Source organism: Stenotrophomonas sp. SbOxS2, from assembly GCF_013416715.1.
GTDB lineage: Bacteria > Pseudomonadota > Gammaproteobacteria > Xanthomonadales > Xanthomonadaceae > Stenotrophomonas > Stenotrophomonas lactitubi.
Genome location: NZ_JAAVXD010000001.1, coordinates 128,621 through 153,362 on the forward strand (window position 1 = coordinate 128,621; position 24,742 = coordinate 153,362).

Annotated in this window: 24 protein-coding genes and 1 tRNA gene; 16 read left to right on the forward strand and 9 right to left on the reverse strand. The window is 66.6% G+C overall.

The window, feature by feature from the left end; translation table 11 throughout:
* Positions 1-198 precede the first annotated feature (198 nt).
* The 5 genes from mltG to HFK18_RS00690 all read left to right on the forward strand — a co-directional run bounded on the left by mltG (position 199) and on the right by HFK18_RS00690 (position 3,434).
* The gene (gene mltG, locus HFK18_RS00670) at positions 199-1,260 is read left to right on the forward strand and encodes an endolytic transglycosylase MltG (RefSeq protein WP_180163751.1); all 1,062 of its coding nucleotides are present in this window, start codon (positions 199-201) and stop codon (positions 1,258-1,260) included.
* Entirely contained in the window at positions 1,257-1,922 is a 666-nt protein-coding gene (gene tmk / locus HFK18_RS00675) for a dTMP kinase (protein WP_180163752.1), read from the forward strand. The genes mltG and tmk overlap by 4 nt, the downstream gene beginning before the upstream one ends.
* Positions 1,919-2,875, forward strand: a complete 957-nt coding sequence (locus tag HFK18_RS00680; RefSeq protein WP_180163753.1) for a DNA polymerase III subunit delta' — start codon at positions 1,919-1,921, stop codon at positions 2,873-2,875. Before tmk ends, HFK18_RS00680 begins: the two co-directional genes overlap by 4 nt.
* Entirely contained in the window at positions 2,872-3,225 is a 354-nt protein-coding gene (locus HFK18_RS00685) for a PilZ domain-containing protein (protein ID WP_025874071.1), read from the forward strand. The genes HFK18_RS00680 and HFK18_RS00685 overlap by 4 nt, the downstream gene beginning before the upstream one ends.
* 134 nt (positions 3,226-3,359) lie before the next feature.
* Positions 3,360-3,434, forward strand: a tRNA-Val gene (locus tag HFK18_RS00690).
* 54 nt (positions 3,435-3,488) lie between these two features.
* On the opposite strand, the gene HFK18_RS00695 is transcribed toward HFK18_RS00690, so the two are convergent.
* Positions 3,489-3,917, reverse strand: coding sequence for a hypothetical protein (locus HFK18_RS00695; RefSeq protein WP_180163754.1), 429 nt, complete (start codon positions 3,915-3,917; stop codon positions 3,489-3,491).
* A 566-nt stretch (positions 3,918-4,483) separates the two neighbouring features.
* Between HFK18_RS00695 and HFK18_RS00700 the strand changes: the two genes are divergently transcribed.
* The 4 genes from HFK18_RS00700 to HFK18_RS00715 all read left to right on the forward strand — a co-directional run bounded on the left by HFK18_RS00700 (position 4,484) and on the right by HFK18_RS00715 (position 9,333).
* A complete protein-coding gene (locus tag HFK18_RS00700) occupies positions 4,484-4,864 on the forward strand; it encodes a tautomerase family protein (protein WP_180163755.1) in 381 nt (126 codons plus the stop codon).
* Between the two features lie 207 nt (positions 4,865-5,071).
* A complete protein-coding gene (locus HFK18_RS00705; RefSeq protein ID WP_100463443.1) occupies positions 5,072-5,458 on the forward strand; it encodes a DUF2946 family protein in 387 nt (128 codons plus the stop codon).
* A 129-nt stretch (positions 5,459-5,587) separates the two neighbouring features.
* The gene (locus tag HFK18_RS00710; protein ID WP_180163756.1) at positions 5,588-7,726 is read left to right on the forward strand and encodes a TonB-dependent receptor; all 2,139 of its coding nucleotides are present in this window, start codon (positions 5,588-5,590) and stop codon (positions 7,724-7,726) included.
* An 11-nt stretch (positions 7,727-7,737) separates the two neighbouring features.
* Positions 7,738-9,333, forward strand: a complete 1,596-nt coding sequence (locus HFK18_RS00715) for a PepSY domain-containing protein (RefSeq protein ID WP_180163757.1) — start codon at positions 7,738-7,740, stop codon at positions 9,331-9,333.
* Here the strand turns inward: HFK18_RS00715 and HFK18_RS00720 are convergent.
* Positions 9,249-10,382, reverse strand: a complete 1,134-nt coding sequence (locus HFK18_RS00720; RefSeq protein WP_180163758.1) for an MFS transporter — start codon at positions 10,380-10,382, stop codon at positions 9,249-9,251. The two genes, HFK18_RS00715 and HFK18_RS00720, sit on opposite strands and share 85 nt — an antisense overlap.
* A gap of 11 nt (positions 10,383-10,393) precedes the next feature.
* Positions 10,394-11,167 (reverse strand): DeoR/GlpR family DNA-binding transcription regulator, encoded by a 774-nt coding sequence (locus HFK18_RS00725; protein WP_180163759.1) that lies wholly within the window; start codon positions 11,165-11,167, stop codon positions 10,394-10,396.
* Positions 11,168-11,341: 174 nt separating this feature from the next.
* Between HFK18_RS00725 and smqnr the strand changes: the two genes are divergently transcribed.
* Entirely contained in the window at positions 11,342-11,989 is a 648-nt protein-coding gene (gene smqnr, locus HFK18_RS00730) for a SmQnr family pentapeptide repeat protein (RefSeq protein WP_100551708.1), read from the forward strand.
* Between the two features lie 15 nt (positions 11,990-12,004).
* Here smqnr and HFK18_RS00735 read toward each other — a convergent pair whose 3' ends face one another.
* Positions 12,005-12,688: a class I SAM-dependent methyltransferase gene (locus HFK18_RS00735; RefSeq protein WP_180163760.1), complete on the reverse strand. Its 684-nt coding sequence runs from the start codon at positions 12,686-12,688 to the stop codon at positions 12,005-12,007.
* 117 nt (positions 12,689-12,805) lie between these two features.
* Between HFK18_RS00735 and HFK18_RS00740 the strand changes: the two genes are divergently transcribed.
* Positions 12,806-13,279, forward strand: coding sequence for a hypothetical protein (locus HFK18_RS00740; RefSeq protein WP_180163761.1), 474 nt, complete (start codon positions 12,806-12,808; stop codon positions 13,277-13,279).
* Between the two features lie 11 nt (positions 13,280-13,290).
* Here the strand turns inward: HFK18_RS00740 and HFK18_RS00745 are convergent, their stop codons facing one another.
* Positions 13,291-14,016 carry a hypothetical protein gene (locus tag HFK18_RS00745; protein ID WP_180163762.1) on the reverse strand — a complete coding sequence of 242 codons (726 nt, stop codon included), beginning with the start codon at positions 14,014-14,016 and terminating at the stop codon, positions 13,291-13,293.
* 49 nt (positions 14,017-14,065) lie between these two features.
* A complete protein-coding gene (locus tag HFK18_RS00750; RefSeq protein ID WP_180163763.1) occupies positions 14,066-15,454 on the reverse strand; it encodes a PLP-dependent aminotransferase family protein in 1,389 nt (462 codons plus the stop codon).
* Between the two features lie 133 nt (positions 15,455-15,587).
* Here HFK18_RS00750 and HFK18_RS00755 point away from each other — a divergent pair, with 133 nt between their 5' ends.
* The 3 genes from HFK18_RS00755 (at position 15,588) to HFK18_RS00765 (ending at position 18,356) form a co-directional block, all read left to right on the forward strand.
* Complete coding sequence (locus HFK18_RS00755) at positions 15,588-16,451, forward strand: DMT family transporter (protein ID WP_100463463.1); 864 nt, start codon at positions 15,588-15,590, stop codon at positions 16,449-16,451.
* Between the two features lie 96 nt (positions 16,452-16,547).
* Positions 16,548-17,429: an SDR family oxidoreductase gene (locus HFK18_RS00760; RefSeq protein ID WP_180163764.1), complete on the forward strand. Its 882-nt coding sequence runs from the start codon at positions 16,548-16,550 to the stop codon at positions 17,427-17,429.
* 39 nt (positions 17,430-17,468) lie between these two features.
* Complete coding sequence (locus HFK18_RS00765) at positions 17,469-18,356, forward strand: LysR family transcriptional regulator (protein ID WP_180163765.1); 888 nt, start codon at positions 17,469-17,471, stop codon at positions 18,354-18,356.
* Positions 18,357-18,820: 464 nt separating this feature from the next.
* Here the strand turns inward: HFK18_RS00765 and HFK18_RS00770 are convergent, their stop codons facing one another.
* Positions 18,821-19,717 carry a LysR substrate-binding domain-containing protein gene (locus HFK18_RS00770; protein ID WP_180163766.1) on the reverse strand — a complete coding sequence of 299 codons (897 nt, stop codon included), beginning with the start codon at positions 19,715-19,717 and terminating at the stop codon, positions 18,821-18,823.
* Between the two features lie 105 nt (positions 19,718-19,822).
* Between HFK18_RS00770 and HFK18_RS00775 the strand changes: the two genes are divergently transcribed.
* Entirely contained in the window at positions 19,823-21,337 is a 1,515-nt protein-coding gene (locus HFK18_RS00775) for an MFS transporter (protein ID WP_257216018.1), read from the forward strand.
* A 17-nt stretch (positions 21,338-21,354) separates the two neighbouring features.
* Here HFK18_RS00775 and HFK18_RS00780 read toward each other — a convergent pair whose 3' ends face one another.
* Both HFK18_RS00780 and HFK18_RS00785 read right to left on the reverse strand, forming a co-directional pair.
* Positions 21,355-22,740 (reverse strand): HAMP domain-containing sensor histidine kinase, encoded by a 1,386-nt coding sequence (locus tag HFK18_RS00780; RefSeq protein ID WP_180163767.1) that lies wholly within the window; start codon positions 22,738-22,740, stop codon positions 21,355-21,357.
* Positions 22,718-23,401, reverse strand: a complete 684-nt coding sequence (locus HFK18_RS00785; protein WP_180163768.1) for a response regulator transcription factor — start codon at positions 23,399-23,401, stop codon at positions 22,718-22,720. Before HFK18_RS00785 ends, HFK18_RS00780 begins: the two co-directional genes overlap by 23 nt.
* A gap of 153 nt (positions 23,402-23,554) precedes the next feature.
* Between HFK18_RS00785 and HFK18_RS00790 the strand changes: the two genes are divergently transcribed.
* Positions 23,555-24,739: an efflux RND transporter periplasmic adaptor subunit gene (locus HFK18_RS00790; RefSeq protein ID WP_180163769.1), complete on the forward strand. Its 1,185-nt coding sequence runs from the start codon at positions 23,555-23,557 to the stop codon at positions 24,737-24,739.
* Positions 24,740-24,742: the final 3 nt, after the last annotated feature.

Below are 24,742 nucleotides of genomic sequence, written 5' to 3' on the forward strand. Positions count from 1 at the left end.
GCCGCCGGGCATGGCCCGGCGCTACCGGTCCTGGTGGGCACGGATGCTTCCATGGTCGTTCATCCACGCATGGCGTGGATCTACTGGAGATGGTGGGTGGGTGCCGACCGTTGGTCGGCACGGACGCGTGGCTCCGGTCATGACCCCACACCGGCGGCACGGTATCCTGCACGACGGAATCGAGTTCAGAGGTAGTCCATGGCGGGAGCCAAGCGCGGGTGTCTGTGGGTGGTAACGCTGCTGCTGGTGCTGGCCGCCATCGTGGCCGGCGCGGGCGCGTGGTTCTTCTACAAGCAGACCCAGTTTGCCGACGTGCCGTTGACCCCCACTGCGGACAGCGTGGTCATCGCCAGCGGCGACGGCATGAACAGCGTGCTGCGCAAGCTGCGCGAGGCCGGCGTGGACGAGGGCCAGGACACCCAGTGGCAGCTGCTGGCGCGCCAGCTGGACGCCGCCGGCAAGCTGAAGGTAGGCGAGTACGCGCTGAGCACGGACCTGACCCCGCGCGAACTGTTGCTGCGCATGCGCGCCGGCAAGGTGCTGCAGCACCGCGTCACCATCATCGAAGGCTGGAACATCCGCCAGCTGCGCGCCGCGCTCAAGCGTGCCGATCCGCTGCTGCACACCACCGACGCCCTCGATGACGCAGCGTTGATGGACCGCCTCGGTTTCGCCGGCCAGCACCCGGAAGGCCGCTTCCTGCCGGAGACCTACGTCTACCAGCGCGGCGACAGCGACCTGGACGTGCTCAAGCGTGCCCACGGCGCGATGGAGAAGGCGCTGGACGAAGCCTGGGAAAGCCGCGCGCCGGATCTGCCGATCAATACGCCGTACGAGCTGCTGACGATGGCGTCGATCATCGAAAAGGAAACCGCGCTGGCCAGCGAGCGACCGCAGATTGCCGGTGTGTTCATGCGCCGCCTGAAGATCGGCATGCGCCTGCAGACCGATCCGACCGTGATCTACGGCATCGGCGCGGCGTACGACGGCAACATCCGCCGCCGCGACCTCACCACCGATACGCCCTACAACACCTACACCCGGTCTGGCCTGACCCCGACCCCGATCGCCATGCCCAGCCGCGACGCGCTGATGGCTGCTGCGCAACCGGCACCGGGCGATGCGCTGTACTTCGTCGCCGTGGGCGATGGCAGCGGCGCACACGTGTTCTCGCCCAGCTTGGACAAACACAACGCCGCCGTAGCCCGCTACCTGCAGCAGCTGCGCCAGCAACGCACCAAGGAGACCCCGGCGCAATGAGTTCCGCGCTGCTTCGCCATCCCCGTTTCGTCAGCCTGGAAGGCGGCGAGGGCGCGGGCAAGACCACGGCCATCAACGCCATCCGCGAGTGCCTGCGCCGCCACGGCCATGAGGTCGTACTGACCCGCGAACCCGGTGGTACGCCGCTGGCCGAGCGCATCCGCGGCCTGGTGCTGAAGCCCGATGCCGAGATCGCTGCCGAGCCGCTCAGTGCCGAGGCCGAACTGCTGCTGGTGTTCGCCGCACGTGCGCAGCATGTGCGCCAGGTGATCCAGCCGGCGCTGCAGCGCGGCGCCTACGTGCTCAGCGATCGCTTCACCGATTCCAGCTACGCCTACCAGGGCGGTGGCCGCGGCCTGGACCCGCAGTGGATTGCCGACCTGGAGCGCCGCGCCGTTGGCCTGCTGCCCGGTTTGACCCTGCTGCTGGACGTGGACGTGGCCGTTGGCCGCGCGCGTGCCAATGGCCGCGATCTGTGGCCGGACCGCATCGAAAGCGAGCAGGACGATTTCTTCCAGCGCGTGCGCGAGGTGTTCCGCAGCCGCGCACAGCAGGACCCCCAGCGCTTCGCGCTGGTCGATGCCGGCCAGGTGCAGGAACGCGTGGCTGCTGATGTGGTTGCGCGTGTCGAGCGCTGGCTGCAGCAAGGGGACGGCGCATGAGTACGTTCTCGCCCTGGCAGCAGCGCGCGTTCGACCAGACCGTGGCAGCGTTGGATGCGGATCGGCTGGGCCACGGCCTGCTGATCTGTGGCCCGGCCGGGCTGGGCAAGCGTGAAGTGGCCCTCGCGCTGGCCGACCATGTGCTGGCACGCGGCGATGCCACGCACGCCACCCGCACCCGGCAGCTGATTGCCGCCGGCACGCATCCCGACCTGCAGCTGATCAGCTTCATTCCGAACAAGAGCGGCGACAAGCTGCGCACCGAGATCGTGATCGAGCAGGTGCGCGAGATCACCAACAAGCTGGCGCTGACCCCGCAGTACGGCGTGGCGCAGGTGGTGATCGTCGACCCGGCCGATGCCATCAACCGTTCGGCGGCCAATGCGCTGCTGAAGACTCTGGAAGAACCGCAGCCCGGACGCTACCTGTGGTTGATCAGCAGTGACCCGGCGCGCCTGCCGCAGACCGTGCGCAGCCGCTGCCAGCGCCTGGAGTTCAAGCTGCCGCCGCGCGAGGAAGCGCTGGCCTGGCTGCAGCAGCAGGGCCACAGCGAGGCGGCCGCGCGCGAGGCGCTGGATGCAGCACGCGGCCATCCCGGGCAGGCCGATAACTGGCTGCGCGAAGATGGCTTGAGCCTGCGTCGCGACGTCGGCCGCGAGCTGGAACAGCTGGCCGCCGGCAAGACCGGTGCGGTGGAACTGGCACAGAAGTGGTGCGCCGATGACAACGCGGCGCTGCGCCTGCGCTTCGCCGCCGACCTGGCGCTGGCCCAGGCCAGCACCGATGCCTTGACCACGCCGGAGCGATTGCACAAGCTTGCAGCCTGGTTCGATGCGGCCAACCGCACCCGCGACCTGCTGCGCACCACCGTGCGCGCAGACCTTGCGGTGGTCGAGTTGCTGCTGGCCTGGAACAAGGTGAACGAGCGGCCTGCCGCAAGGGGAAATCGATGAGTGCCAGCAACGCCCGCCAGGGCATCCTGTCCCTGGCCGTGAAGGACAAAGCCGCGCTGTACAGCGCGTACATGCCGTTCGTGAAGAATGGCGGCATCTTCGTGCCCACGCCCAAGCGTTACTTCCTGGGCGATGAGGTGTTCCTGCTGCTGACCCTGCCTGATTCCAGCGAGCGCCTGCCGGTGGCCGGCAAGGTGATCTGGGTGACCCCGGCCGGCGCGCAGGGCAACCGCACGGCCGGCATCGGCGTGCAGCTGGCGGACGGCCAGGAAGGCGAGACGGTGCGGCACAAGATCGAGACGATCCTGGCCGGCCTGACCGGTTCGGACAAGCCGACGCATACGATGTGATGTGGGCGGATTGCCCTCCCCAGTAGAGCCAGGCCATGCCTGGCTGATTCGGGGAAATGGGCTGGGAAACACGATGTGAAAAGGTGTTGACGCCCTGAAAAACCGCCCTATAATGAGCGGCTCAGCAACACACCGGGCGGTTAGCTCAGCGGTAGAGCATTGCCTTCACACGGCAAGGGTCACAGGTTCGATCCCTGTACCGCCCACCATGTTGCAGAACGAAAAAAGCCTCCAGCAATGGGGGCTTTTTTGTTGCCCGTGATTCAACCGGGCTCCTTTCCCACGGCTGTGATTGCATCGCCAAGGCCGGTCTGCGCGGCATGCGCGATCTGGCGTGCAGCCAGCAGCAGACCGTTTCGATGAAAGTCGCCAATCTGCTCGTCGGCACCTCCGTCCACGCGCGTGTGCTCTGCCGCGTGCAGAAGGTCCAGCACGACGTTCAGTGCGGACAGTGAACGGCCGAGGGCGGCGAGGGTGTGCGCGTTGAGGGTCTGCGTGGTGCAGGGCTGGCCGTCTTCGCCATCTCCCCTGCGTATCGCATCAAGGAGAGTGAAGAACATCGGCTTTGATGGTGGGATCTGCTGTTCCTTGAGTGCGCACTCGATCTCGCGTGCGAGGTCTTCGGGAGCGTCGGTAGCGATGTCGCCGATCAGGGCGTGCAGGTGGGGATGGATGGCGGTGCGGTTGGTCATGGCGGAACCCTCACTGGCATAGGGCCACCCTCCAAAGAGAGGGTGGCGGACGGTGCGGGTTGGCGTGCCGGGGCAAACACAACGGAGTGAGAAATCACCCGGCGGATCGAGTGATCCCCACGCACCGCCCGCCATTGAGGGCCGTCGGTGCATTCTTGCGGCTGCGCACTGCTGCGCAACCAATCCGTCAGGTTTGCTTTTTCGAGACGCCAATCCCGGCCAAGGCAACTTGCCTCGGCCCGGCGATCATCAAGTCGAACAATCACGTCGGTCTGTAAGGAAAGTTCTCAACTGCCCCTAAGCAGTCCAAGCGTGTTCTGTTCTGTGCCGTCGAGCACCAGCCCGCTGGGCAGCCCATCACTGATGGCGTAAATCGCCGCCCCTGCCAGGCGTGCACATGACGACTCCGCAGGAACGCCACCACGGCGATCGCGTCACCTCGCGCAGTTCTGGCGGGAACATGTCACGGATGGAGGCAGAGGGTTCCATCCATGCGCTGTTCCGGCGCCCTTGGCGGGCGTAATCTCGGGCCATTGTTGTGCCCCTCCCATCCTTGGAATGCCACCATGCCGCTCGCCCGCATCGATCTTCGCAAAGGTAAATCCGTCGAGTACCGCCAGCGTGTCGGCGAAGCCATCTACCAGGCCATGCGCGCGGTCGGCGTGCCGGAAAATGATCGCTTCCAGATCTTCCACGAGCACGACGACGACACGCTCGTGTTCGACCCGGGTTACCTGGGCATCGCCCGCACCGATGACTTCATCTGCATCCAGATCACCTGGAACGAAGGGCGCACGTTGGAGCAGAAGAAGGCGCTGTATGCCGGTATTGCCGATGGCCTGCACGCGGCGGTGGGTATCCGCCGCGAGGATGTTTTCATCAATCTGGTGGAAGTGAAGAAGGAGAACTGGTCGTTCGGTAACGGCCAGGCGCAGTACGTGAGTTGATGCGCGAAGCGCATCCACGCATGTCGTGGATCTACTGGATGCGTCGCGAAGACGTGTTCATCGATGTTGTCGGTGCCAGAGCCCTGCGTCACAGTGTCGCAGCAGGTAAACCCTGAACGCGGTCCAGGGTTGGCCCTGGGCCCGTAGAATGGCCGTGTGCGCCGCTCTGCTCTCCACCGCCGGTTCCAGACCCTGGCATGGCTTGCCATGCTGCTGGTGCTGCTTGCCCCGCTGGTGAGCCGCTGGCTGGCGCATGCGCACGTTGCTGTTGCTGCACCGGTGGCGGTCATGGACCACACCCTGCACGCGCAGCACGCGATGGAAGGGCACCACGACCACCACGCGATGGCAATGCAGCATGGCGAAGCGGCACCGAAGCCGCCGGCCGATCCACACGCCGACCACGAGATGGGCGTGGACTGCGACTACTGCCTGATTGCCGCACGACTGATCACCCTGCTGGTGGCGGCGCTGCTGTTGATGATGCCGCTGGCACCGGTGTGCCGTGCGCTGCGTGGTGCGGTGCAGACGTTGCCGCAGCGGATCTGCGGCACGTTGGGAGCGCGTGGGCCACCGGTACTGCTGGCTGCTTGATCCCTGCGCGTGCGCCCTTGGATTGATTCTCCCGAGCTGCCAGGCATGGCCTGGCACTACTGCGTGCGCGTTTCCCGAACTCCTTGAGCTTCCCTGCTACTGCGGGGTGGCCTTGCATGCCGTGAAACAATGAAAACAAACCCAAACTCCGCGCGCCTGCGCCGGGCGGCGCTGTCTGCCGCTTGTGCGCTGCTGCTGCACTCCGCTTCTGCCCTTGCTTCCGACGCGGCACCACCGACCACGCTGGATACCGTCCGCGTGGTGGATACCCGCAGCGGTGCGCTGTCCTCCACCGCCAGCACCGGCTCGGCCCTCGGCCTGAGCGTGCTGCAGACCCCGGCCAGCCTGACCGTGATTTCGCGCGAGCAGTTGGAGCAGCGCGGTGATTCCAATCTCAACGACGCGATCACCCGCGCCGGCGCGATCAGCGCACTTCCCCATCCGGGCAACGGCCTGAGTGCGCTGTCCAGCCGTGGCTTTACCGATGGCGCCTCGGTGATGCGCCTGTACGACGGCCTGCGCCAGTACGGCGGTGTGGGCATCACCTTTCCGTTCGATACCTGGTCGATCGAGCGCATCGAGGTGCTGCGTGGGCCGGCCTCGGTCATCCATGGTGATGGTGCCATCGGCGGTGTGGTCAACATCGTGCCGAAGAAGCCTTCGCGCGGTGCCATCGAGAACGAGGTCAGCGTGACCCTGGGCAGCGAAGACACCGCGCGACTCGGATTCGGCAGTGGCGGTGCGCTCACGCCGGCGCTGGCCTACCGCGTGGACGTCAGCGGCAACTACAGCAGCGGGTGGGTCGACCGCGGCCACAACGGCGATGCCACGTTTTCCGGTGCGTTGCTGTGGCAGCCACGGGCGGATCTGCAGTTCACGCTGACCCATGCGCAGGGCTACCAGAAGCCGATGCGCTACTTCGGTACGCCGTTGATCGATGGGCGGCAGCTGGATGCACTGCGCCACGAGAACTACAACGTGGCCGACAGCGTGATCCGTTTCCGCGACCGTTGGACCCAGCTCGATGCGCTGTGGACGCCGAACGAGAACGTGGAATGGCGCACGCGCGTCTACCAGATCGACAGCCAGCGCGATTGGCGCAACGCCGAGGCCTATGTCTACAACGAGCGCACCGGCCTGATCGACCGCTCCGGCAACACCCAGATCACCCACAACCAGGACCAGACCGGCCTGACTTCCACGCTGCGCCTGCTGGGAAATGCGGGTGGTCTGCCCAACAGTTTCGCCGTTGGCTTCGATGCCAACCGTGCGCATTTCAAGCACACCAACAACACCTATGCGGGCAGCTCGGGACCGGTGGATCCCTTCAACCCGGTGCCCGGCGGGTTCGTCAGCGATGCACCCAACCTGCCGCGCTACCGCAACAGCGCCGAGCAGGTCGCGCTGTTCGTGGAAGACCGGCTGGAACTGAGCGAGCGTTGGTCGGTGCTTGCTGGCGTGCGTCACGATCGCGCCACGATCGATCGCAACGACCTGGTCAGCGGCCAGCGGGCGTTCTCGAAGACCTACAACAGCACCGGCTGGCGCGCGGGCACGGTGTTCGCGGTACAACCGTCGATGACCTTCTATGCGCAGTACTCGCAGGCGGCGGACCCGGTCAGTGGGCTGTTGATGATCAGTCCGGCCAACGGCGTGTTCGATCTGGCCAAGGGCAAGCAGATCGAGATCGGCATGAAGCAGGCTTTCGATGGGGGCGAATGGACGCTGGCGGCCTATCGCATCCGCAAGACCGGGTTGCTCAGCCGTGACCCGTTGCAACCGGACCGTCGCGTGCAGGTGGGTGCACAGGCCTCGAAGGGAATCGAAGCCTCGTTGAACTGGGCCTTCGCGCCGCAGTGGTCGCTGGATGCCAACGCGACCGTGCTCAAGGCCGAGTTCGAGGACTTCCTGGAAGCCACCGGCACGCCGGCGGTGATTGTCTCGCGCGATGGCAACGTGCCGCCGAACGTGGCCGAACGCCTGGCCAACGTCTGGTTGAGCTGGCAGTTCCTGCCCGACTGGAGCGTGGCCAGTGGCGTGCGCTACGTGGGCAAGCGCTATGCCGACAACGCCAATACGCTGCAGCTGCCAGGCTATACCACCACCGATCTGGCCCTGACCTGGCAGGCAGCGCCACGTACACGGGTGACCGCGCGCGTGTTCAACGTGTTCGACAAGGCGTACTACGCCACCGCGTACTACACCAGTACGCAGTGGCTGCTGGGCGCGGACCGGCGCATCGAATTCACCTTCGACCATCGCTTCTGAGGATGGCCGCCATGTCGCTGCGATCCACTGCCAAGCGCTGGACCTACTTGGTGCACCGTTGGCTGGGCATTGGTGGGTGCCTGCTGATGTTGCTGTGGTTCGTCAGCGGCATGGTGATGCTGTTCATCGGTTACCCGAAGCTGACGCCGGGAGAACGCTTGGCCGCGCTGCCCACACTGGCTGATGCGCGCGGCTGGCAGGCACTTTCCGTGCTGCCGGACGCCGTGCGACAGGAGCCTGAGCGGATCGTGTTGACGACGCTGCGTGGCGAGCCCGCCTACGTGGTGCGCTCCGGGACGAACATGGGCGCATGGTCGGCGCTTACCGGGCAGGCATTGCCGCCGGTATCGGCGCAGCTGGCCGAAGTCTCCGCCGCGCAGTTCGCCGGTGGGCCGGCTTTCGTTGGTGCCATGCCGCTGGACGAGGATCGCTGGACGCATTCGCGCGGCCTTGATCCGCATCGGCCGCTGTACCGCGTCGGCGTGGGTGGCGCACAGCCTGGTGATGTCTACGTATCCTCGCGTACCGGCGAAGTGGTGCTGGATGCACCGCGCCTGCAGCAGCGGTGGAACTATGTGGGCGCGTGGCTGCACTGGCTGTACTTCCTGCGCATGCAGTCGGTGGACCCGGTGTGGACCTGGACGGTGATCGCGCTGTCGGCGCTGTGCACGGTGGCCGCGGTCAGCGGGGTCGTGGTCGGCATCTGGCGCTGGCGGTTTCGCGGGCACTACCGGTCGGGGTCGAAGACGCCGTATCAGGAACCGTGGATGCGCTGGCATCATCTGATCGGATTGATGGCGAGCGCGTTCGTTTTCACCTGGATCTTCAGTGGCCTGATGTCGATGAATCCGCTGGGAGTGTTCAGCAGCTCACGCGCCTCGCTCGACGTTGCGCGCTATCAGGGTGAGGTTCCGGCGGATGCAGGCGTCATCGCACAGCCGGCTGCTGTACTGGCTGCAGTGCACACGCCGCAGTTCGTGCCGGTCGAGATCCAGTGGCGACGGGTCGGCGGTGAGCTGTTCGCGGTGGTGCTGGATGGCAACGCCGATTCGCGCGTGGTCACGGAGCGTGGCGGCGCCCTGCAGGTGTCCACCGCATTCGGTGCAGACTGGCTGCGGGGCAGGGTAGAGGCGATGTCCAACGCGCGACTGCGCAGTTTCACCCCCCTGCAGGGGCCAGATGCTTACTTCTATCCGCGTGCTGCAGAGGCGATGAATGGCGCCGCGGTACGTCGCTTTCCGGTGGCGATGGCTGACTTCGATGATGCTGAGGCAACCCGCGTCTATGTCGACCTGGCCACCGGCGATCCGCTGTTGACGATGGGCAAGCGCGAGCGCGCAGGTCGTTGGCTGTTTTCCTTCCTGCACAGCTGGGATCTCCCCGTGCTGCTGCTGCAGGAGAACAGCCGTTTGATCATGCTGCTGTTGCTCAGTCTGGCAGGCACCGCGCTGTGCGCGACGGCCACGGTGATCGGCTATCGGCGGTTGCGGATGACATTCCGACGCAAGCGCCGCCATGCACATCACCCCCGCAGCCAGCGCGTCGACACCGCCACCAGCAACAGCGCCACCGCCACGCCGACGAAGGCGGCGATGAGGCCGAAATGATTGGCGGCGAATCCGATCAGCGCTGGGCCGGCAAGAATGCCGGCAAATCCAAGCGTGGAGACCGCAGTGATGGCGATCGCCTGCGGCATCCGGTTCTGGCTGCCAGCCAGCGAGAACAGCGCCGGGGCGATGTTGGCGCAGCCCAGGCCGACCAGCACGTAGCCGCCCAGTGACGCCTGCCACGGCGTGACCAGGGTGAGCACCAGCACGCCGGCGCAGGCCAGCAGCGCACCGGCCACGATGGCCTTCTGCCGGCCGATGCGCTCCACCAGGCGGTCGCCGAGCAGGCGCGCCACGGTCATGGTCAGAGTGAAGGTGACATAGCCGATGCCGGCATGGCTGGCATCGACCTTGCGGATGTCGGTGAGGAACACCGCACTCCAGTCCAGCATCGCACCTTCCGCCAGGAACGCGATGAAGGCAAGCACGCCGATGAACATGACGATGCCGCGCGGCCACGCCAGCAGCGGTGCATCGTGTGCGACGCGCTCGCCACGCCAGTAGCGCGCCGACAGCAGTGCGACCACACCCATCATCAATACGCCGAGCAGCACCGCCGAGATCGGCGCCATGCGCGCGCTCAGCAACAGGGTCATCGTCGCCGCGCCGAGGAATCCACCGATGCTGAAGAACGCGTGGAAGCCGGACATCATCACCCGCTGTGCTTCGCGTTCCACCACCACGGCCTGTACGTTCATCGTGCAATCCATCGCGCCCACGCCGGCACCGAAGACGAACAGCACCAGGCCCAGCATCCACGCCGACTCAGCCAACGCCAGGCCGGGTACCGTTGCGCAGATGATCAGCGTGGTGGCGACCATCACCCGGCGGCAACCCAGCCGTGCGGCGAACAGGCCCGACAGCGGCATGGCCAGCAGCGAGCCGGCGCCCAGGCAGAGCAGCACCAGACCCAGCGTGGCGTCGTTGATGTCGGTGCGCGCCTTGGCGAAGGGCACCAGCGTGGCCCACAGCGCAGTAGCGAAGCCGGGAATGAAGAATGCAGCGCGGGTCGCGTGCTGTTCGGCACGCGGTCGGTTGGCGAGGGACATGGGCGGTACGGTCAGGGAGGTGTCGGATGTACGGCGATGCCGGCGGCACGGAAACGGGCGGCCAGCGCAGGTGGTGCCGAGGTGGTCAGTACCAGATCGTCGATGTCGTCCAGGCCGGCGATCTGCCAGTTGCCGCGTGCGCCCAGTTTTTCGGTGGTGGCGGCGACGATGATGCGGCTGCTGCAGGCGACCATCGCGCGCTTGAGCGTGGCTTCCTCGGCGTCCATCGCCCACACGCCGGTATCGACGTCGACGGCGCAGGGGCCGGGCAGAAAGACATCCGCCCGCAGGTGCTGCACCTGGGCCAGCGCCTCGGCACCGACCGCGCCGCCGCCTGCGGCCAGACGCCCACCGATCAGCTGCACGGTGGTGCCGTCCTGCCACGCCGCGGCGGTGGCGATCTGCGGTGCGTTGGTGATCACCGTCAGCCCCAGCGCGCCCGGCAATTGCTGGGCAATGGCCAGATTGGTGGAGCCAGCGTCGATCAGCAGGACCTGGCCGGGCTGCAGCAGCGTGCAGACGCGGGCGGCCAGTTCATCCTTGCCGGTGCGGTCCTGGGTCATCCGTTCGCGCAGCGGTGCCGCCTTCGGAGCCGGCAGCACCGCACCCCCATAGACGCGCTGGCACAGGCCCTGGGCGGCCAGTTCACGCAGATCGCGGCGGATCGAATCTTCGGATATGCCATAGCGGCGGGCCAGTTCGGCGGCCACTACGCGCCCCTGCTGGCGCAGCTCCTGCAGGATCAGCTGGGTACGTTCGGCGGGGAGGGTGGGGTCGGAGTTCATGCTTCAATTGTGCATAAACGTGCATAAACGTGCAACATCGAGTGCCCGGCCAGAAGTTGGCGAGACGGGCTGTACACACTCCAACTGCAGCGATGGTGAATCGCGCGGGCGCTGGCGCTGCCCATCCCCTTTCCCGCGCGGCATCATGGCGAGGCATCCGGCACGGAACCCTGCATGTCCTCCACCGTTCATCACAAGCTGCGCATCGGCGCTGATCAATTCACCGGCCAGAAGGTGGTCGACCAGCAGTTCCACGAGTGCGATTTCTCCGGCGCGGACCTCACCGCCACCGAGTTCGTGAACTGCGGCTTCTACGACGCCGACACGCGCACCGGGTGCCGTTTCAGTGGTGCCACGTTGAAGGAAGCCAGCTTCCGCCAGTGCGACATCAGCATGTGCAACTTCAACTTCATCAAGGCGCTGGGGCTGGAAATCAGCGAGTGTCGCGCGCAGGGCGCCGATTTCAGCAACGCCAGTTTCATGAACCAGATCACCACGCGCAGCTGGTTCTGCAGCGCCTTCATCAAGAAGACCAACCTGCGCTATGCCAACTTCTCGCGGGTGACGCTGGAGAAGTGCGAGCTGTGGGAAAACCGCTGGGAAGGGGCCAACGTCAGCGGCGCCAGTTTTGCTGGGTCGGACCTGTCCGGTGGCCAGTTCGATGGCATCGACTGGAACACGGCCAACTTCACCGATTGCGACCTGACCAACTCCGAACTGGGTGAGCTGGACGTGCGCAGCACCAACCTGCGTGGCGCCACGCTGGATGTGCAGCAGGTGGCGCTGCTGATGCAGCGGATCGGCATCACAGTAGTTCCTTGAGCATGCGTCGCAGCGCTATGCCGCTGCGGTCGGCGCATGGGCCACCCATCCCTTGAAGCTGAAGCCGGCATAGAACAGTTCCACCTTGTCGAAGCCAGCCTCCTGCAGCAACGCCACTTCCTGCTCGGGCGACAACAGCGGTAGACGCTCGGCGATCGTGGCCGCTGCGCGCTGCGCATCGGCACGTGGAATGCCGGAGGCCTCCCCGAATGCGGCGTAGCGTTGCAGCCAGCGATGCTTGCCGGCCGCGTCCTGCGGCACGCTGTGGTGGGCTACCACCAGCGGCGCACCCGGCCGCAGCCGTTGCCGCAGTTCGTGCAGGGTGTGCAGGCGCTGTTCAACGGTGAGGAAATGCAGGGTCAGCAGGCAGGTGGCGCCGTCGAAGACGGTGTGCGGGGCATCGTCGATGTAGCCTTCCAGCAGCGTGACCTGCGCCATCAATGGCCCCAGGGTCTGTTCGGCCAGCGCGAGCATGGGCGCGGCCGGATCGATGCCGAGCATCTGCCACTGCGGATGCGCTTCGGCGAAGGCCTTGAGCTCCAGGCCGCCACCTGCGCCGAGCACCAGCACCTGGCCATCGTCGGGCACATGTTCGGCCAGCAGCAGGTGGGTCATCTGCTGCAGTCCGAGGAAACCCGGTACCTGCCGCAGCGGGCCGTCTGCGTAGCGGGCGACGGCGTGGGGATCGGAGAAGGACATCGGAAGCATTCCTGCAGCAATGGCGAGCATCCACTTTACCGCGCTGCGCAAGTGTCGATTGCACGAAGGGCCGCCTTTGCTTAAGGTCTGCGCCTGCCTGTATTCCAGAGATCGCGAATGGACCCTCGCACAGCCCCGATGCCTTCGGCGGAAGCCTTCGAACTGGCGCTGACATTGCTCGGACGCGAAGACGTGAATGAAGAGCAGGCCGAGCGGGCACTGCTCGCGCTCGGCAGCGAACACGGGCCGATGCGCCGCCTGCTGGTGTGGTTGCCTGAAGCATTCGCCATGGCCCTGATCGGGCACATGGAACTGGGCGTGGTGCTGCCGCGTACATTCACCGCCTCTGACGCGCAGGGTGAGCTGCATGAACTGCCGCTCGAGCGTGAACCGGTATTTGCCGCGGGTCTTCAGCGCGCCCTGGCCATGTACCACGAAGGCCCGCGCGCTGCGTTCAAGGCGATCTGCCAGCGGAGTTCGCTGCTCAATGCGATCGACAATGCCTTGAACGCCGGCGCCGATCTGCAGGGCGCGACGCTTTCAGGTCCAGAGCTGCTGGACATTCCCGCAGAGACCTACCTCGCCGATTGAGTCCGAGGTATTCAGAGCGCCGGCTTCATTCCGTCTGCTTCCAGTCGATACAGGCCGGTCAATCGCCAGTCATCCTGCACACGTTGCAGCCGGTACTCATGGATGAGGATGCTGGAGCGGCGTTGCTGTGCGGTACGTATCGACGCTGCGTCGCCGAGGATCTGCACGGCCAGGACCTGTTCCAGTGCCGGATCATGCGCTGACTCAACGCTTGGCCGTTGCATGAAGGTGTACGGGGTACCCGGCAGGGCATAGTGCTCCACCAGCTTTGCATACGACGCACTCGCCAACGCCAGGCCACGCGGAGCACCATGTTCTGTCACCCCTGCAAGCGAGGCATTGTTCCAGTCCAGGAAGTCGGACTGGAAAGCACGCATGCGTACCACCGGAGTGCTGCCGCCCAGATCGAGTGCGCTACGCTCGAAAACAAGGAGCGGTAGAACCTCGCCGAACCTCACGTCGCGGCCATAGCGGAAGTTGCGTTCGGCCTGCAGCCTGCCATTGCACAGCAGGGCGACGTGACCTGGCCTGCTGGAATGAACCATCACGTGCCGTTGAAAATACCCCTGTACCGGCTGGGCTTCCGCGTTGGATGCGCCCGGCGCGGTGATCTGCAGTTGGCAGTTCCCGTCCGTGGGTGCATAGCCAATGACCCGCAGTGAGCCGTCTCGGGGCCCGAACGTGATGCAACCACCGGTCAGGCTGCAGACCAAGGCGATGCCGATCCATCGACGCATGCGGATGCTCCTTGCTTGGATGGCCGGCAGGATAACGCACTGGGATGCTTCAGCTTTTCTGCTGCAGTGCCTTCCCCAGTACCTGCCAGATCTTCGGGTCCTGGCACTGCGACACATTGAATCGCACGTAATCAGCGGCTTTCTGCGACTGGCTGAAGGCATTGCCGGGCGCCACCACCACGCCTTCGCGCAGGCACAGCCGTGCTACCGCTGATGCATCGCGCCCATCGGGCAGCTGGCACCACAGGAACAGCCCTGCTTCCGGTTGCAGCCATGGCGTGATGCCCAGCTTCTGCACCTGCCGCAGGGTGTGCTTGCGCGCATCGGCCAGGCGCGTGCGCACCGCCTGCATGTGCCGTCGGTAGCCGCTGTCGGTCAGTGCGATCTGCATGAGGTGCGCGGCCAGGTGCCCACCGCCGAAGCTGGTGGCCAGCTTCAGATCGGTCAGTGCCTCGATCCAGTCAGGGCGTGCGGCGATGTAGCCGCAGCGCGATGCAGCTGAGATGGCTTTGGAGAAGCTGCCGACATGGATCACCCGCGACAATCCATCCAGCGCCGCCAGCCGCGGCGCGGGGCGCAGCTCGAAGTCGGCGAAGATGTCATCCTCGATGATGATCAGTTCGCTGCGTTCGGCCAGGCCAAGCAGGCGATGTGCCGTGGTCGCCGACAGCACCGCGCCCGTCGGGTTGTGCAGACCAGCGTTGGTGATGTACAGGCGCGGCGCGTGTTCCTGCAATGCGCTGGCGAACACCTCCAGATCCGGCCCGGTGTGCGTGTAGGGCACGCCTATGGCCTGGACCTGATGCGCCTTCAACATCGCGTGGTAATTGAAATAGCTCGGGTCGTCGACCAGCACGCAGTCGCCGGGCTTCAGCAGGAAGCGGCAGATGAGGTCGACCGCATGCGTCCCCGATTCGGCCAGCAGCAGCTGCTCCATCGACGCTTCGATGCCCAGCGTGGCCGCGCGTCGCTGCAGCGTCTGCCGCAGTGCCGGCAGGCCGAGCGGCCCCGCGTAGTCGACCAGGTGTGCGGCGTCGGCGCGGGCCATGCGGCGCAGGCCGCGGCGCAGGCCATCGTGGTACAGCCAGTCACTGGGCATCCAGCCGCAGCCGGGCTTGAGGTGGCCGGGTGGGGTTTCCAGTGATTGCCGCGATACCCACAACGGGTCCACCGCGCGATCAAGGCGCGGTTCCATCTCGGCCAGCGCCAGCGGTGCTGCCGGGCCAGTCACGTAGAAGCCGGAGCCGGCGCGCGCGGCGATCACGCCCTCGGCCGCCAATCGTTCGTAGGCCTCGACCACGGTGGACACCGAAACGCCCATCGTCGTCGCCTGCGCGCGCACCGAGGGCAGGCGGCTGCCCGGGCCATCGAGGCGCGAGCTGATGCGTGAGCGGACGGCGTGGATGACGCTGTCGATGCGGCTGGACGGTCGGGACATGGGCGTGACTGTAAGGGGATTGTGGGCAGTACAGTTACTTGTGACTGTACTGGATTGTAGCTGTGTGTCTCCGGCGCCCGGTGGCTCAATGACGGGCACAGCCGGCTATTGCCCGGTACTTCTGGAGCAGGGTGTGGAACGGTCGGCAAGCGGGTGGATCAATGGCTTCATCGGTGTGGTGATCTTCGCCGGCTCTTTGCCGGCCACTCGCATGGCGGTGATGGAACTGGACGCCAGCTTCGTTACTGCCGCACGCGCCAGCATCGCCGCGTTGCTGGGGCTGGTGCTGCTGCTGGCATTGCGGCAGCCGCGGCCGGTCAGAAGCGATCTGCCTGGCCTGGCGCTGGTCAGCCTGGGCGTGGTGGTGGGCTTCCCGTTGCTGACCGCGCTCGCCCTCCGCCACGCCTCCTCGGCACACACCATCGTGTTCCTCGGACTGCTGCCGCTGAGCACGGCGGTATTCGGCGTCCTGCGCGGCGGCGACCGGCCACGCCCGGCGTTCTGGGTGTTCTCGCTGCTGGGCAGCGCCTGTGTCGTCGGCTATGCCGCACGCAACGGCATCGAGGCTTCCCTGCAGGCCGACCTGCTGATGCTGGCGGCAATCGTGGTGTGCGGGCTCGGCTATGCAGAGGGCGGCCGCCTTGCCCGACATCTTGGCGGTTGGCAGGTGATCAGCTGGGCACTGCTGCTGGCATTGCCGGTCATGCTGCCGCTGATGGTGGCGATGCGCCCGGTCTCGTTCACGGCGGTCGCTGCTTCCGCATGGTGGGCGCTGGGGTATGTAGCGGTGTTCAGCATGCTGATCGGGTTCCTGTTCTGGTATCGCGGCCTGGCCCAGGGAGGCATTGCCGCGGTCGGCCAGCTGCAGTTGCTGCAACCGTTCTTCGGCCTGGCACTGGCGGCGATGCTGCTGCACGAGACCGTCAGCGCCGGCATGCTGCTGGTGACCGTGGCGGCGGTGATCTGCGTGGCCGGTGCCCGTCGCTTCAGCCGCTGAGAGCTCAGCCCCATCGTCGCGCGATACCGTTGGCGTATCGCGCGGTCGTGCAAACAGTATTGGCCGAGGATGATGGCGCTCGCCGATGCTGGCCGGATGAAACCCAATTCCAGTATCTCGTTCGAAGGCCAGGTGGGCCTGGTGACCGGTGCCGCCGGTGGCCTGGGCATGGCCTACAGCCGCCTGCTGGCGCAACGTGGCGCGCATGTGGTGATGCATGACGTGGGCGCTGCAACGGATGGCACGGGCGCCGATCCGCAGCGCATCGCCACGGCGGTGGCGACACTGCACAGCCAGGGCCTGCCGGTCGAGGCCGCCAGCGGCCCCATCAACGAGCGCAGTGGTTGCCATGCGCTGGTGCAGGACATCCTGCAACGCCACGGTCGCCTGGACTTCATCATCCACAACGCCGGCTGGGTGGCCTATGCCGGTATCGAAGCGGTGGAGGACGATGCGCTGGAGCAGATGCTGTGCCTGGCCGCAAAGACACCGCTGTGGCTGGCACAGGCGGCATGGCCCGCGATGCGTGCTGCCGGCGGCGGCCGCATCGTGCTGACCACCTCCGATCGCGCGCTGTACCCGCAGTATGCGCAGCGCGGCCTATGTGGCTACGCGATGGCCAAGCTGGCCGCGCAAGGGCTGGTCAATGTGCTGGCCCTGGAAGGCGCCGAACATGGCATCGTGGTCAACGCGGTATCGCCGGTGGCCAAGACCCGCATGTGGGGCATCGACGGAGAGCCGGATGAACTGCATCCCGATGCCGTGGCCACCGGGGTGGCCTTCCTGGTTTCCACCCGCTGCCGGCAGGGTGGCTGGATTCTGCGTGCCAGCAACGGCCAGTTCCATGCACTGCGGTTGCAGGAAGCAGAGCACGTGGACTATCCACGCGACCTGCGCGCCGTGGCCGCCGACAGCATCGAATCGGTGGCGCTGCAGTGGCCGGTCATTGCACGGCCGAGTGTCGACGCGCGCGGCTGAGCGCGTACCCTAGGCGGGTCTCCACCTGCCTGCGATGAAATGATCGATCTGCGCCTGCTCCGCCAGTTCGTGGCGGTAGCCGAAGAACTGCACTTCCATCGCGCCGCTGCACGCCTGCACATGTCGCAGCCGCCATTGACGGCGGCGATGCGGCGCCTGGAAGACGAAGTAGGCACGGGATTGATCGTGCGCGGCAACCGCACGCTGGGCTTGACCGCAGCGGGGCAGACGCTGCTGGTGGAAGCGCGCGCGACGCTGCAACAGGCCGAACAGGCGCTGCAGCGCACGCGCGAATCGGCGGCAGGGCAGACTGGCAGCCTGCGCGTAGGCTACGTCGGCAGCGCACTCTATGGGCGCCTGCCGGCGCTGATCCGCCAGTTCCGCCACGCGTTTGCGCAGGTGCAGCTGCATCTGCACGAAGCCACCTCGCGGCAGCAGCAACAGTGGCTGCGCGAAGGGCGCATCGACCTGGGCATCCTGATTCCGCCGATCATTTCCGCAGAACTGCATCTACGGGCGTTCGACCATGATCGACTGGCCATTGCCCTGCCGCGCGCGCATCGGCTGGTGGCACAGCAACGGCTGGATGTTGCAGACCTGATGGACGAGCCCTTCGTTTCATGGCCCTCTGCTGAAGGGATCGGCTTCCATGCACAGGTACTGGGCCTGTGTACCGCTGCCGGCTTCACGCCACGGGTCGTGCAGGAAGCGCAGGGCATGCACGCGGTGTTGTCGCTGGTGGCCGTGGAAGCAGGTGTGGCGATCGTGCCGGCAAGCATGAGCGGGTTCCGTCCCGAAGAAATCGTCTACCGGCCACTGGGCGGTGGCAATGCTGCGTTCGAGCTGCAATTCTGCATGCGCCCGGAATCGCCGACGCCGGTGCTGCAGAATTTCCTGGCGATGGCAGCGCAACCGGTAGTGTCGTGATTGCCGGTTGAGCTTCCGTGCTGCATGCACGGGTAGAGCAGTTGTCTGCGTCGTGCATGCCTCTGGAATGTGATCCGGCCTGCAGTTCTGACCCTGGGAATCGCGCCTGCCGCAAGCCTGATGCACAGGCGCGGGCAACTCCTACATACCGTCCCGGCGACAACGACCAGCATGTGCCCGTCGGCCATCATCGGCCGGCTGGGATTGGCGTCCCACAATCAACTCTGGCACGTGATCGGCAGGCGCACGGATGGCGCCTTCGGATCACGTGACCCGCTGTCCGTGGTGGGCGATGTGTGGGGATCACCATGATCCGCCGGTCAGTCCCAGAGTTGTCCGGTACGCCAACCCGCATCGCCCGCCGCCTGTGCGTGGTCAGACACGAATGCGTTGATCGCGCTTGCCTCGGGGGTGGCAATGCGCGTCGTGCATGGGGAGCGGCGGCGGGCGGTGCATCTGTCTGCTCAACAAGGACGGGCGAACAGATGATCGGCCATGTAATCGATGAACACCCGCAGGCGCGCACTGGGGTGACGATTGCCGGGCCAGAGCAGTGAGAATTGCCCGCGCTGCGGCTCCATCATCGGCAACACCTGCTGCAACCGGCCATCGGCCAGTGCTTCGGCCGCCAGGAAGTCGGGCATCCAGGCGACGCCCATGGCGCCGATTGCAGCGGCCAGCAGCGCTTCCATGTTGTTGCAGGTCATTGCTGTAGTCAGAGCGGCGCCGGCGTCGCCATCGACGCCGGGCAGGCTCCAGGGTTGCAGCATGCCGGTGGTCGGGAAGCGGAAACGCACCGCCTGCAGCGTACGCAGTTCCGGCAGCGACTGTGGCCAGCCGTGTGTTCGCAGGTAGACCGGCGCTGCGCACAGCACGAAGTGGAAGCTGCCGAGGCGCCGAGACATCAGGCTGGAGTCGGCCAGTTCACCGCTGCGTATCACCGCATCCAGTCCTTCGCTGACGACATCGACCAGGCGGTCATTGAAATCAAGTTCCAACTGCACCTGCGGGTAGCGCTGCTGGAAGCCGGGCAGCACCGGCAGCAGAAAACGGTAGCCGATGGTGGGCAGGCCAATCCGCAGCAGCCCGCGGGGAGCGAGTTGGCGCTGCGCAAGATCAGCCTGGGCCTCGGACAGTTCATCCAGTGCACGTCGGCAGCGCTGCAGCAGCAGGTCGCCTTCGTCGGTTAGGTGCATGCGGCGGGTGGTGCGGTGGAACAGTCGCGTACCCAGGTCCTGTTCCAGGCGGGCGATCCGCTTGCCCACCGCCGAAGCGGACAGGCCCAGTACGCGCGCGGCGCCGACAATGCTGCTGGCCTCGGCGGTGCGGACGAAAGCCAGTAGTGCGGAAATGGAATCCATGGCGGGATGATTGCGGAACATCTGGCCGTAATCAAACGCCTGTGAGCCGGTTTTTACCCGAACGCGGCCTGTTCATCATCAATGCCCCGATTGCAGGAGGCCCCGATGGCCCGTTTCTTGATGGATTCCCAGCCCGTGCAAGGGCGTTGGGCCCTGGTGTCGGTGTGCCTGGCGGCGCTCGCGTTGCCGTTGTCGTTCTCGGCCGGCGCGGTAGCGGTGCCGGTGCTGGCCATCCAGTTGGCCAGCTCGCCCGCTTCGTTGGCCTGGGTGACCAACGCCTTCATGCTCAGCTTCGGCAGCCTGCTGCTGGCGGCAGGGGGACTGGCGGACCGCTATGGGCGACGCCGGCTGTTCCTGCTGGGCAGCGGCGGTTTCGCGTTGGCGACGTTCTTCGTCTGCATGGCGCCGGATCTGTTCTGGCTGGACCTGGCGCGCGGTCTGCAAGGCGTGGGCGCTGCCGCGGCATTGGCATCGGGCAGCGCGGCGCTGGCGCAGGCGTGGCACGGCCAGGTCCGTATGCGTGTGTTTGCCCTGCTGGGCACCACCTTTGGCGCCGGCCTGGCGCTGGGGCCGCTGCTTGCGGGCGCGCTGCTCGAGGCGATGGGTTGGCGCAGCGTGTTTGCCGCCGGTGGTGTACTGGCTCTGCTGGCATGCGTGCTGGCAGCGCGCGTGCTGCCGGAGAGCCGCGGGCAGGCCGGGCGGCTGGACGTGCCGGGCATGCTGGCTTTCAGCCTGACGCTGAGCATGCTGACCCTGGCGCTGTTGTGGTTGGGCGAATTCGGCCTGCCCGCAGCGCGGGTACAGTGGGCATCGCTGGCGACCGTGCTGCTGGCGGCTTCGTTCGTACTGATCGAGCGCAGGCAGCCGGCGCCGTTGCTGGATCTTTCGCTGTTCGCGCAGCGGGCATTCGTCGGTGTGCAGCTGCTGCCGGTGGCAACCTGCTTCGGCTACGTGGTGCTGCTGGTGGTGCTGCCGCTGCAGTTGCTGGGCGTGCATGGCCAGGGCGTCGCCACCGTCGGCGTGCAGATGCTGGCGCTGTCCGCGCCGATGCTGGTGCTGCCACTGCTGGCCGCGCGCTGGGCAAGCCGGATGGGAAGCACGCGCCTGTGCGTGGCAGGGTTGCTGCTCTGCGCGTTGGGGCTGTATCTGCTGTCGCGGCAGGCGGTACATCCGCTGCCTGCGCAATGGATCCCGCCGCTGCTGCTGATCGGTGCAGGCACCGCATTGCCCTGGGGGTTGATGGACGGGTTGTCGGTCAGTGTGGTGCCGGTGCAACGCGCGGGCATGGCGGCGGGGATCTTCGGCACGGTGCGGGTAGCGGGCGAGGGCATCGCACTGGCGGCAGTGACCGCATTGCTGGCGACGCTCATCGGCCACCGCCTGCAGGGCACATCTGCTCCAGCACTGGGCAGGGCGGCGGCCTATCTGGCTACCGGTGCGTTGCATTCGGCCCAACCGCTGCTGCCCGGAGCAACGGCCCTGCAGTTGCAGCGCGCCAGCGGCGAGGCGCTGGGGCAACTGCTGCACATGCTGTCAGCGCTGACCGCCGGCAGTGCCTTGCTGCTGCATGTGCTGCTGCGGCGCTCAACGGCCGTTGCCGTGCCCGGAGCCGGTAGCTGATGGTGGCGGTGACCGCCTCAGGGAAGCCCGTCTGCAGCGCCGCGGATGCTCATCCAGGCGCCGCCGTCCGGGCCGCTGCCGGCGCGGACACGGAAGCCGTGCAGTCCGGCAATGGCAGCCACGATCGACAGCCCCAGGCCAAATCCTGGAGCTTGCCCGGCACTGCTGCTGCCGCGGAAGAAGCGCTGGTAGATCAAGGTGCGGTCCTGCGGCGGGATGCCCGGCCCGTTGTCGATCACATCGATGCGGGGCGCGCCGTGGTCGTCCACCGCGCGCAGCAGGATGCGCCCGTGCGCGGGCGTGAACTGCAGGGCGTTGGACAGCAGGTTGGCCACCGCTTCGAACAGCAGCTCGCGATCGCCGCGCAGCACGCCGATCTGCGGCGCGACCTGCAGCTGCAGCTCCTGTTGTTTCTCTTCGGCCAACGGCAGGTAGAACTGGTGCAGCTCCTGCAGCAGGTCGGCGATGTCGACCTCGTCGAAGGCTGAGCGGCGCTGGTGGCTTTCCAGCTCGGACACGCGCAGTAGCGCAGCGAAGCGCGCCATCAGCATGTCAGTCTCCGCCAGCGCCTTGTCCAACGGGTCCGCATGCGGGTCGTGCTCGTCCAGGCCCACGCGCATGCGGTAGAGGTGCGCACGCAGCCGGGTAAGTGGCGTGCGCAGATCATGCGCGATGCTGTCGCACACGCCTTTGACCTCGGTCATCAGCTGTTCGATGCGTTCCAGCATGGCGTTGACGATGCTCGACAGCCGATCGATTTCATCGCGCCGGTTGGATACCGGCAGGCGTTGCCCGAGGTCGCCGGCGATGATCCGGTTGGTGGCCGCTTCGATCTGCTGGATCCGCTTCAACGGGCGCCGGCGCAGCAGATGCCAGCCCACCAGCCCGGGAATGACGGTCAGTGACACGCCCCACAGCAGCGCATCGAGGATGATGCTGTTGACCGCCATCAGCTTGCCGTTCTGGCGCACGAACACCAGTGTGCGGCCATCGCGGGTGACCACGCCGAGTGCGCTGCCACCGCTCTCATGCGGGCCATCGACCAGTGTCCAACCCGCCACAGGATGCGAGTTGCCATCCAGCGGCAGTCCCTCGGGAATGGCCGTCAGCGGCCCCGCCATCGGCATGCCGGCGTTGTCGAACAGCCCGTACGTATACACCTGGTGCAGGTCGAAGCGCTGGCTGTCGCGCAGCGCGTCATCCAGGGCAGGGCCGTCGAAGCTCATGAACAGATGGGCGCGCTGTTGCAGACCCGATTCGGTCAGGTCGTTCAGGTAGTCCGAGATGCGCCAGTACATCACCCCCAGCAGCATGCTCGACCAGGCCACGAACAGGATGCAGTACAGGCCAAGAAGGCGGCTGCTGGACGAGCGCCACTGATCAAGGTTGCGCGTCGAAGACATAGCCGGTTCCCCTTACGGTCTTGATCGGCTGCGTACGGCCGGGCTGCTCGATGCGTTTGCGCACACGGCCGATATGCACGTCGATCAGGTTGGTGCCTGGGTCGAAGTGGTAGCCCCAGACTTCCTGGAACAACATGGTGCGGGTGACCACCTGGCCGGCGTTGCGGACCAGGAATTCGAGCAGCTTGAACTCGGTCGGCAGCAGGCTGATCTCCTGGCCGCCACGGCGCACCGAGCGGCTCATCAGGTCCAGTTCGAGGTCGCCGGCGCGCAGCATGCTGTCGACGGTGCCCAGCTGTCCGTGGCGGCGGATCAGCACCTCCACCCGCGCTGCCATTTCATCCGAAGCGAACGGCTTGGTCAGGTAGTCGTCGCCACCGGCGCGCAGCCCGCGCACGCGCTCGTCCACGTCCGACAATGCGCTGATCATCAGTACTGGCGTGGTCACGCCTTCGCGGCGCAGCGTGGTGACCAGGGTCAGCCCGTCCACGCCCGGCAGCATGCGATCCAGGGTGATCACGGCGTAGTCGCCGGCGCGTGCCAGCGCCAGGCCATTGCTGCCATCGGCCGCCAGGTCGACCTCGAAGCCGTGGCTGCGCAGCTCGGTGGCGATTTCCTCCGCGGTGACAAGGTCGTCCTCGATGGTGAGTACGCGCGGCATGGGCCACTTTGCAGATTGGGACCAGCGCATCCTCGCAACCACGGGCGTGCACTGCAAATGAAAAATGTTTCATGCGTTTTTCGCTGGATCGCAGCGCGGGGTCTTCTATATTCGGCGCCGAGCGCTCCCCCCGGCGCGTGGAACCTGCTGCCGATGACCCTTCCGTATTCCTTCCCGCCGGCTGCGGCCTGGCGCCTGCCCCGAACCTGGCGCCTGCCGCTGCTGTTGATAGCCCTGGCGACCCTGCTGGCCGGTTGCGGCAAGGACGCGCCCAAACCAGGCACAGCGACGCCGGAAGTGACCGTGCTGACGCTGCAGAACCAGTCGCTGGCGCTGGAGCAGGAGCTGCCGGGACGCACCATCGCCTCGCAGGAATCGGATGTACGCCCGCAGGTGGACGGGGTGCTGGTGAAGCGGCTGTTCGAGCAGGGGCAGCTGGTGAAGGCCGGGCAGCCCCTGTTCCAGATCGAGCCGGCGCTGTACCAGGCCGCCCTGAACGAGGCGCAGGCCAACCTGAAGACCGCCGAAGCGGCGGCCGTGACCGCGCGTCTGCGGGCGCAGCGGATGCAGGCGCTGGGCAAGGACCAGCTGGCCGCGCGCCAGGACGTGGACGACGCCATCGCCAGTGCCCAGCAGGCAGCTGCGGCAGTGCAGGCGGCGCAGGCGGCACGCGATACCGCCAGCACGCGGCTGGGTTTTGCCACAGTCACCGCACCGATCGCCGGCCGCATCGGGCGCGCGCTGTTCACCCCCGGTGCGCTGGTGACGTCCGCCCAGGCCGACCCGCTGGCGCGCATCCAGCAGGTGGATCCCATGAACGTGGATATCACCCAGTCCAGCAACGAGTACCTGGCGTTGCGTCGTGCCATTGCCGAGGGTGGGGTGCAGGCCAACAGCGCGCCGGTGCGGCTGCGCTTGTCCGATGGCACCGACTATCCGCTGCCGGGCACGCTGGAGTTCGCCGACATCGATGTGCAGCAGGACACCGGCAGCATCACCCTGCGGGCGCAGTTCCCCAATCCCGAAGGACAACTGCTGCCGGGCATGTATGTGCGCGCGCAGGTGGGCCAGGGCACGCAGCAGCAGGCGCTGCTGGTGCCGCAGTCGGCGGTGGACCGCAGTGCCAAGGGCGAGGCGCAGGCGTGGCTGGTCGACAAGGAGGGCAAGGCGCGGCTGCGCACGTTCCGCACCGCACGCGCGGTCGGCAACCAGTGGCTGGTGCTTGACGGCATCAGCGCTGGCGAGCAGGTGGTGGTGGCGGGGGCGCAGGGCCTTGCCGACGGCATGCCGGTGCGGGTGAAGCACGCGCCCGTGGCCGCGCCGGCCGGAAAGGACTGAGCG